The organism is Lentiprolixibacter sp. (assembly GCF_982873095.1).
In genome coordinates this window covers 1-8732 of the sequence record NZ_CEYNTP010000110.1, presented here as the reverse complement: position 1 = coordinate 8732, position 8732 = coordinate 1, and the positions used below count along the sequence as shown (strand labels likewise).

General features: G+C 46.5%; 8 protein-coding genes and 1 pseudogene. All 9 read right to left on the bottom strand.

Annotation, left to right across the window (positions count from 1 at the left end):
- Positions 1–105 (bottom strand): annotated as a pseudogene (locus AC4E7D_RS08030) (tRNA (adenosine(37)-N6)-threonylcarbamoyltransferase complex dimerization subunit type 1 TsaB); the annotation flags it as partial.
- Positions 106–187: 82 nt separating this feature from the next.
- A complete protein-coding gene (locus tag AC4E7D_RS08025; protein WP_490173289.1) occupies positions 188–1528 on the bottom strand; it encodes a TolC family protein in 1341 nt (446 codons plus the stop codon).
- A gap of 46 nt (positions 1529–1574) precedes the next feature.
- Positions 1575–2729 (bottom strand): efflux RND transporter periplasmic adaptor subunit, encoded by a 1155-nt coding sequence (locus AC4E7D_RS08020; RefSeq protein WP_490173288.1) that lies wholly within the window; start codon positions 2727–2729, stop codon positions 1575–1577.
- A 38-nt stretch (positions 2730–2767) separates the two neighbouring features.
- Positions 2768–4030 (bottom strand): ABC transporter permease, encoded by a 1263-nt coding sequence (locus tag AC4E7D_RS08015; protein WP_490173287.1) that lies wholly within the window; start codon positions 4028–4030, stop codon positions 2768–2770.
- 1 nt (position 4031) lies between these two features.
- Entirely contained in the window at positions 4032–5264 is a 1233-nt protein-coding gene (locus AC4E7D_RS08010) for an ABC transporter permease (RefSeq protein ID WP_490173286.1), read from the bottom strand.
- Positions 5254–5958 (bottom strand): ABC transporter ATP-binding protein, encoded by a 705-nt coding sequence (locus AC4E7D_RS08005; RefSeq protein WP_490173285.1) that lies wholly within the window; start codon positions 5956–5958, stop codon positions 5254–5256. Before AC4E7D_RS08005 ends, AC4E7D_RS08010 begins: the two co-directional genes overlap by 11 nt.
- Positions 5959–6052: 94 nt before the next feature.
- Entirely contained in the window at positions 6053–7165 is a 1113-nt protein-coding gene (locus AC4E7D_RS08000; RefSeq protein ID WP_490173284.1) for an efflux RND transporter periplasmic adaptor subunit, read from the bottom strand.
- 32 nt (positions 7166–7197) lie between these two features.
- Positions 7198–8454 (bottom strand): ABC transporter permease, encoded by a 1257-nt coding sequence (locus AC4E7D_RS07995; RefSeq protein ID WP_490173283.1) that lies wholly within the window; start codon positions 8452–8454, stop codon positions 7198–7200.
- Positions 8455–8465: 11 nt separating this feature from the next.
- A partial coding sequence (locus AC4E7D_RS07990) for an ABC transporter permease (protein WP_490173282.1) occupies positions 8466–8732 on the bottom strand: 267 nt, incomplete at its 5' end.

The following is an 8732-nucleotide window of genomic DNA, read 5'->3' as shown; positions in this document are numbered from 1 at the left end:
ATAATTCCGGTTGTTCTCTTCCCGCAATGCCAGGAGTTTCCCATCACGAGCAATACTCACGGAACAATTGGTGGTCGCAGTTTCCAGGTTGAGAATAACAGCCATAATGTGCGCAAAGATACAACAAAAAAGGCCTGCCGATTAGGATCAGCAGGCCCTGCTTTATGTTGCAGACTTTGAAATATTTTTAATTCAAAACAATAGGCAGGCCGAAATAAAACTCCAGTACTTTGATACGAAAAATGTAATCGTACTTAGACCGTATTACTTCAGCAGCGGCGTTATCCACACGGGCCTGTGCCTGACTAAAATCAAAGGCATTCATGACACCAACGTTGTAACGCTCCCTCGCGTAATCGTACGCCAATCTTCGAGCATCCAGGGTTTTCATTGAGGCCTCATAGGTTTTGGCTGTATTTTCCACATCCACATAGGCCTGGTTCACATTGGTTTCCAGGTCGAGCTTGTCCTGTTCCAACTGTAACCTGGCTTTCTCCAGGGAGATCTTCGAGCGCCTGATACTGTTTCGGGTATTAAATCCATTGAATACGGGTATATTCAATTGTGCCCCGAAGGAGATCCCGTCGTTGATCCATATCTGATCCTTAAAAGGGATCAGCTGCCCGGTGAAGGGATCAAAAAACTGATCGGAATAACGGGTATTGTAGTTGATAAATGCGCCTAAGGTTGGGAATACAGCACCCTTGGCTATCTCCAGGTCTTTCTCTGCCAGTGCTACATTGGATTCGGAAAACTTGATATCGTTGCGGAAGCTCAGGGCTTTGGCAAATATGTTTTTGGCAGAATTGTTCAGGATGTCGGAAGGCGGCACCTCGAATTCCTCATCGGCTATGTCGAAATTCTCGTAATCCGTAATCTGCAGTAATTGAGCCAGGTTGATCCGTGCAATCAATACCTGGTTCTTGCCGTTAATTATTTGTTGCTCCTGAGTTGCTGCAGTAGCTTCAATTTCGAGCAAGTCGCCCCGGGGCAATACCCCGGATTCCACTAATTCCTGTGTGCGTTTCAGATCCTGCTCCGTAACGGCATACTGGGCCTGAAACACTTTCAGTGATTCCTTGTTCGAAAGCACATTTAGGTAATTCAGGGCCACATTCAGCCGGATATCATCTACGAGGTTATCAAGGCGGTATTGATTGGCAAGAGCGTTCAATTTAGCCCGTTGGATCTGCTTGTAATTCCGTAAGCCATCAAAAAGGGTTACAAAGGAGGTAACACTTCCGGAAGCAGACTTTTGCACGATGTTCACCGGTTCGTTAGTAGCAGGGTTAAAAGATAAACCCGTACTACTCTGGGCACTGATCTGCCCATTGAAAGTGGGGATCAGATTACCAATGGCGTCCGACTTGTCGATCTGTGCATTTTCCAGGTCGAGACGAAACTGTTCCACGGTAAGGTTGTTCTCCACAGCATAGGTTACACATTCCTCCAGCGTCCATTTTTTGAGCTGTGCTGACAGGGTTATCGTGCTAAATATGATGAGTAAAAGCGTGAGTCTGTATTTCATTTGTCGTTTTTTGATCAATTAGATTATAAAAGGTAATGGTTGCAAATTATGAGGCCGCCTCTTCTTCTCCTTCTCCTTCACCTTCTTCCTCTTCTTCACCTCGTTTTATGGGTTCTGTCTTGTTCCAGATTTTGACCTCATCCTCAAAGGTGAGCCCTGAAACGATCTCCACGTTGACCCCATCGGAAATCCCTATTTCCACGTCTTTACGTTCAAAAGTCTGATCCCCTGTTGCTACTTCCACATAAGGCTTGTCTGTTTCCTTATCAAACTGCAGCAAGGCCTCAGGGATGACCATGATGCTGTCCTTTTTCTCAAGAACGAGTGAGGCATTGGCACTATAGCCGGCACGAACAAAGATGGAATCGTTGATTTCCACATCCCCTTCGATCTTGAACTGTACGGCGCCCGCCTCTTCAATCCCTTTGGGTGCGATAAATTTCAACTTGGCTTCAAGTTTCTGATCTTCGATCGCCCCAAGGCTGATTTCCAATGGCATGCCCAACTTCAATTTGCCCACTTCGCCCTCATCGACCTTCCCCTCAAAGATCATCTTATTCAGGTCGGCAATTGTGGCAATGGTAGTGCCGTCATTAAAGTTGTTACTCTGAATCACCTGGTCTCCTTCTTCCACCGGGATTTCCAGGAGCGTACCATTTACCGTAGCGCGGATATTGGTATTTGCACTGGCAGAACCTCCCGCAGAACCTCTCCTGATTATTCGGTAATCTGCACGTGCATTGTCCAATTCCTGCTTCGCCTGGTCAAATTGCAACTGCAAATTCAGAAAGTCCTGACTGGAGATCACCCCTTTATCAAAGAGTTCCTTGTTACGATTATATTCAATTGTGGTGTTGTTCAGTGCAATCTCAGCATTCCGAACCCTTCCCTGTGCCGAATTCAGCGCTTGCTCGTTAGGCACAACGCGGATTACCGCTATCAAATCGCCTGTTTTTACAGGATCCCCTTCTTCCATGTAGATCTTATCTATAATTCCTGAGATCTGAGGTTTGATTTCCACCTCATCCTCTGGGATCACTTTTCCTGTGGCTACCGTTTTCTTCTCTATACTCGAGGTAAACGGTTTCTTGGTATCATACGTAATGGATGATTTGCTATTGGATTTAATAAAAAAAGCAGCTGCCCACAAGGCCCCGAGTACTACGACAGCTATCAATCCATATTTTACATATTTGTTCATCGTCTTGTTTGTGTTAATTATTTATGCAGTTAATAGTTTTATTCTTCTCTTAAGGCATCAATGGGCTTAATACTCACCGCCCTTTGTGCCGGGATTAATCCGATTAAGGTTCCCAGGATAACCATCACCAAAAGCGCTCCAATAACCAAAGGAATGGGCACAGTGGGATTGGTATACGGAAATTCAGTATCCTGGGTGAGGTTGTTGATCAGGTTTAGGACGGCTGCCCCTAAAATGATTCCAATTATCCCCGCCATCAGAGTTAGAAATACGGATTCCAGAATGATCAGCGTACGCACCTCCCTGGGCGTTGCCCCCAGTGCACGGCGAATCCCCAATTCATTGGTCCGCTCTTTAACGGAAATCAACAGGATATTCCCAATACCAATGACCCCGGCCAGGATGGTCGCAAGACCAACGATCAGGGAAAGGAACGTAATCCCCTGTGCAAAGCCCATGATCCTATTAAAGATCTCACCCAGATTAAAGGCGCCAAAAGCCCGTTCGTCATCCGGGTGTACCCGGTGGATGCTTTTTAAAACTGATTTTACATCTTTTTCCACCTGTACCACATCGGCATCATCATACGCAGCTATGGTGAAAAACTGAGCGTCTTCCCCGGTATTATAGATTTTCTTAAAGGTGGTAAAGGGAATATATATGTCCCCATCCGTTCCAAAAGGCGTCGTCTGGGTGAACTTATGTACTCCAACCACCTGAAAGTAGATGTTTTCAATTCGGATATAGCCGCCGATAGGATCCTCATCCTCTTCAAACATTTCCTGTTGGGTACGTTCCCCGATCACGCATACCTTTCGTGCCTGTTCAATGTCCTGATCATTAATAAAGCGACCGTTATCATATATTTTCTGAGTAGCGATCTTTGCAATTTCTGGATAGTAACCGTACATGGCATAGGTGTTCGATTTTAACCCCCGAACGGTAAGGGCTCCGGTCCCTCCAAATACCCCCTTGGTATTCACGGGGGCTATATATTGTATCTCCGGGATCCGGTTTCTGAGAGTAGTGGCATCAGCTACCTTAATATCCAGTCCGCGCCCGGTTTTATATCCGGCATAGGGCATACTGGTACTCTGTGCCCAGCACCAAATACTGTTTTTGGCAACGGATTCAAAATTGCGTTCGAAGCCATTATCAAGCCCCTTGGAAGCCCCAGCTAACACGATATAAATGAAGATGCCCCAAAGTACCCCAATTACGGTAATTATGGTACGGGTCCTATTTTTGCCTATAGAACCGAAGATTTCCTGCCAAGTATTTTTGTCAAATAACAAGCGCATGCTAATCGTAGTTTAGTGCTTCTATGGGTTTGATCTTTGATGCTTTTTTTGCCGGCACGTAACCAGCGATAGTGCCACACACAATGAGAACAATGGTCGCAAAAAGGGCTAAGCCTGTATCGATCCCGGGATTCAGGATAAAATAATCATCCATCAGCTTATCCCCCAGCCTGCTCAACATGGCAATTCCAATCATCATTCCTACCAGTCCTGATATCGTGGTAATAAATGCTGCTTCAAGCAGTATGGTACTAATCACATTTTTCGGGGTAGCCCCAATGGCTTTGCGTATCCCGATTTCTTTCGTTCGCTCTTTTACGGTATACACCATGATATTACTAATGCCAATAATCCCTGCTATAATGGTACCAAAGGCCACAAGCGCGGCAATAATGGCCAATACCCGGGCAAAATCCTGGTTCTGTTTCAGCTGATCTGCGACATTCCGAATAAAGATGCCATTCTGGTCTTCTGGATTAATGAATTTCTTGTCCTTCAGGAATTTCTCAACATTTCGCTGCAAGGCCATGGCCCCGGTATATCCCAGTTCTGGCTTGAAGCCAATTACGATCTGTCCGATCTTATCCGTATTTTTTTCAATTAGCTGTCGGGTCGTATAGGGGATATAGATCTGCCGTTCTTCACTGTCCCCCCCGTCATCCTGAAATACACCAATTACTTTAAAGACACTTCCGCCTACATCGATGTATTTTCCCATTGAATTTTTTGTGCCGAACAGGTCCTCTTCCACCAATCTGCCGATTACAGCATAGCGGGTCTTATTCTTGACATCTTCCTGGTTGATATACCGACCCTTCATGATGATGGTCTTTTCGGCAAATTGCTGCCCCCAGTCCACCCCGATCGTGGTATAATTGTTGGATTCTTCCTTGTACTTTACCAGGGCACCCCTGAATATTCTGGGGGATATGTAGTCGATAAACATATCGAAATTTTCCTTGATCTCCTCCAAATCCTCATTCTCAAATTCGATCCTCCTCTGGGATTTATACCCTTTGTAAGGCATGGTTGTCCTGCCGGGAAACAAATAAAGCACGTTGGTAGCGTCCTGAGAGAAGAAGTATTCAAAGGTATTCTGGAGTCCGTTGGTCATCCCAACCAACCCCACAAAAATGAGGATCCCCAAAGAAACCGTAAACCCGGAAAGGAACGTCCTGAGTTTGTTCTTCTTGATCGTGTCAAATATTTCCCGCCAGGTATCCCTACTGAACATATTCTGAAGCTCTTACTTGCTTGACTTTTTCATCCTTTACGATCACCCCATCCCTGAGGTGTACAATTCGCTTACACATGTGTGCTATGTCATCCTCGTGAGTTACCACCAGGATGGTATTCCCTTTGTCATTGATCTGTTGAATGAGGTCCATTACCTCGTAGGAAGTAGTACTATCGAGGGCACCGGTAAGCTCATCAGCAAGAAGCACCTTGGGCTCGGTCACCATGGCCCGGGCGATGGCCACCCGTTGTTTTTGTCCACCGGAAAGCTCGCTGGGAAGGTGGTGCGACCATTCCTTCAATCCTACCTGCTCCAGGTAATTTAGCGCTTTTTCCTGTCGTTGCTTTCTGCCAACTCCCTGGTAGTAGAGGGGGAGGGCTACGTTTTCGAGCGCTGTTTTGTAGTTGATCAGGTTAAAGGACTGGAAAATGAACCCCAAAAACTTATTACGGTAATTGGCTGCTTTGGTCTCATTGAGGTCCTTTATGGGCATCCCATCCAGGGAATAATCCCCTTCGTCTGCCACATCCAGCATACCCAGAATATTGAGCAGTGTGGATTTACCTGATCCAGAGGAACCCATTATGGCTACCAGCTCCCCTTCTTTAACAGAAAAATTAATGCCTTTCAGCACATGCAGGGCATTGCTGCCCATTTTATAGGATTTATGAAGATTCTTTATCTCAATCATGGTTAGTGTACCTGTTTATCCTGCGATTATGTTCATTGGACTCGCAAGGTGTTAATTTGTTACATGCTTAGCTCAAAATATTATGTTAAAATGCCTAGCCGCCATATTGCTGCGGCTCTACCTGGTTCCACACTTTAACCTCATCGTTTTCTGAAATGCCCGACTTTACCTCCACATGGATCCCGTCGCTAATCCCCAGTTCCAGGTCGCGGCGTTCAAACTGCTGATCCCCTGTGGCAACTTCCACAAAGGGTTTTTTGGTTTCCGAATCAAATTGGATCAGGGCTTCCTTTAGTGCAAGAACACTATCTGCCCGGTCGAGGATGATGGATGCATTGGCACTTAAGCCGGCACGAATGAATATTGTATCCAGTTTCTTCAAAGTACCCTTGATCTCAAATTGTATGGCACCGTTCTCTTCCTTTCCTTTTGGGGCAATATAGTCCAGCACCGCATCAAATGTGATGTTCTCCAGGGCCCCAACAGTTATTTCCAATGCCAGGTCTTCCTTGATCTTACCCACTTCTGATTCATCTACCTTACCCTCAAAGATCATTTTATCCACATCGGCTATGGCAGCGATAGTAGTCCCTTCATTAAAATTATTGCTCTCTATCACCTGATTCCCCACTTCCACAGGAACTTCTAGGATCATGCCACTTACCGTAGAACGGATCAGGGTATTCGCTGCATTGCTGAGTCCGCGTGTGGTTCCTGTCCTTACGATATCGTACCTCTTGTTAGCCGCCTGATAGGCCTGCCTGGCCTGGTCATAGGCCACCTGAGCCCGTTCCAGGTCCTGCTGGGAGATCACCCCTTTATCAAATAGGCTTTGCTGCCGCGTGTAGTTGCGCCGTTGGTCATCCAGGGTTATCTTGGCCTCATCGATGGCATTTCGGGCATCGTTCAGGGCCGAAAGGTTAGGCACAACTTTAATCTTAGCGAGCAAATCCCCGGATTTTACAAAATCGCCCCCTTCCACGTAGATTTCTTCAATTACCCCGGAAATATTGGGCTTTATGAGTACTTCTTCCAGGGGTAGGATACTCCCTGTGGCCACGGTCTTTTTGATTATGGTTTGTGTGGTCGGTTTTTCCGTCGCATAGGTAATCGGGTCTTCCGTATTCTTTTGATACAGATAGTACATTGCTCCTCCAAAGGCAATGACTATGACCAGTAGGATAATGACGGTTACAGACTTTTTCATGTTAGTGTATTTGATTGATGGTTTTACTTTAATTATTCTGTTCGTAATGCTTCAATGGGTTTCACCTTAATGGCACTTCGGGCCGGGAAATACCCTGCCAGGAGCCCGGCTAAAATGAGTATGGTCAGGGCTCCTGACACCACCCCAAGGCTCACGCTGGGATTCAGGAACATATCCACAGGTCCGTTGGCTTCAAGGAGGGCATTCACCCCATAGATGAACAAGGCGCCCGTAGCTATGCCCAGCATTCCGGAAATGATGGTCAGGAAAATAGACTCCAGTAAGATCTGTTTCTTTATGGACCAGGGTTTCTCCCCCAGCGCCCTGCGGATACCAATCTCTTTGGTGCGCTCTTTCACCACGATCAGCATGATATTGCTCACCCCGATGATCCCAGATAATAAGACGAGCGTCCCAACAAAGTAGGCGATCAGCTTCAGCGCGCCGAACAAGCCGTCGATGCGACTGTATTCCTCAAAGAGATCGAAGTAACCTATTGCCCTGCTGTCCTCCGGGTGCACCTTGTGCTGCTTTTTCATAAGGTTCACGATATCCATTTTAATATCCGATATCGAAGTGCCATCTTCAGCGGTAATGGCCATCCAGCCTACATTGTTTCCCATATTAAATGCCTGAGAAAAAGCGGTAAAGGGCACAAATATTTCCTTCTCCCCTTCTTCTCCCTGGTCACTGCTGTTTTTCTTATAGGTGCCAATAACCATGAAATTCACCCCACGTATCTTGATGTAGGTACCCAGGACGTCTTCCCCCAAATCATAGAGCTCGTTACGCACGCCACTGCCAATGACCGCAACTTTCCGCTTCTCATTGATATCACTTTGGTTCAGAAACCGGCCGGAGGTCACCGTCATCGGTTCCTGCTTAATAATTTCAGGGTAGTCTCCGTATACGTTATAGGCACCCGTGCGGATACCCCTTACCACATTGTTGTTTCCTCCAAAGCCACCCAGCTGGTTTCTTGGGGAGATGAACCTCAGGTTGGGTATGTTCTCCCTGATGGCCTGAACATCCTCCAGTTTATAATTGAAGCGTCGGTTTTGTGGTAATCCCTGATAGGCCTTGGTCGTTCGTCGGGTCCAGATGAACATGGTATTGGTTGCCAGGTCGCCAAAGTCTGATTTCACCCCATTTTCGAGTCCCTTGCCCGCTGCCAACAGGATGATCAGGATCAGGATGCCCCAGAAGACACCAAATGCGGTCAGTACGGTCCTGAACCAGTTTGTGGTCAGCACCTCCAATATTTCCTTCCAGCGATCCCGGTTAAACATCTCTTTCTTATTTATTCGTCCTTAAGGGCTTCTATGGTGTGAATATTTGCCGCCCTCCAGGCAGGAAAAAATCCAGCCAGCGTCCCGGCGAGGATCAGGAGGAACACCGTAGACAAAGCCACGTTGAAGTTAACAGAGGGATTGATGATATAATCCACTTCTATATAAGGCCCAAAAATCTCCAATAAGCCCATACTGAAAATGAACCCGGCAAAGCCCGAAATCGCCGTAACGAAGATAGACTCCTGTAAGATCAACCCCACTATGGTCCAGGGCTT

What these genes read in the sequence shown, in the direction of transcription:
- AC4E7D_RS08025 (WP_490173289.1), bottom strand. Translation starts at nt 1,528, where the DNA reads ATGAAATACAGACTCACGCTTTTACTCATCATATTTAGCACGATAACC.
- AC4E7D_RS08020 (WP_490173288.1), bottom strand. Translation starts at nt 2,729, where the DNA reads ATGAACAAATATGTAAAATATGGATTGATAGCTGTCGTAGTACTCGGG.
- AC4E7D_RS08015 (WP_490173287.1), bottom strand. Translation starts at nt 4,030, where the DNA reads ATGCGCTTGTTATTTGACAAAAATACTTGGCAGGAAATCTTCGGTTCT.
- AC4E7D_RS08010 (WP_490173286.1), bottom strand. Translation starts at nt 5,264, where the DNA reads ATGTTCAGTAGGGATACCTGGCGGGAAATATTTGACACGATCAAGAAG.
- AC4E7D_RS08005 (WP_490173285.1), bottom strand. Translation starts at nt 5,958, where the DNA reads ATGATTGAGATAAAGAATCTTCATAAATCCTATAAAATGGGCAGCAAT.
- AC4E7D_RS08000 (WP_490173284.1), bottom strand. Translation starts at nt 7,165, where the DNA reads ATGAAAAAGTCTGTAACCGTCATTATCCTACTGGTCATAGTCATTGCC.
- AC4E7D_RS07995 (WP_490173283.1), bottom strand. Translation starts at nt 8,454, where the DNA reads ATGTTTAACCGGGATCGCTGGAAGGAAATATTGGAGGTGCTGACCACA.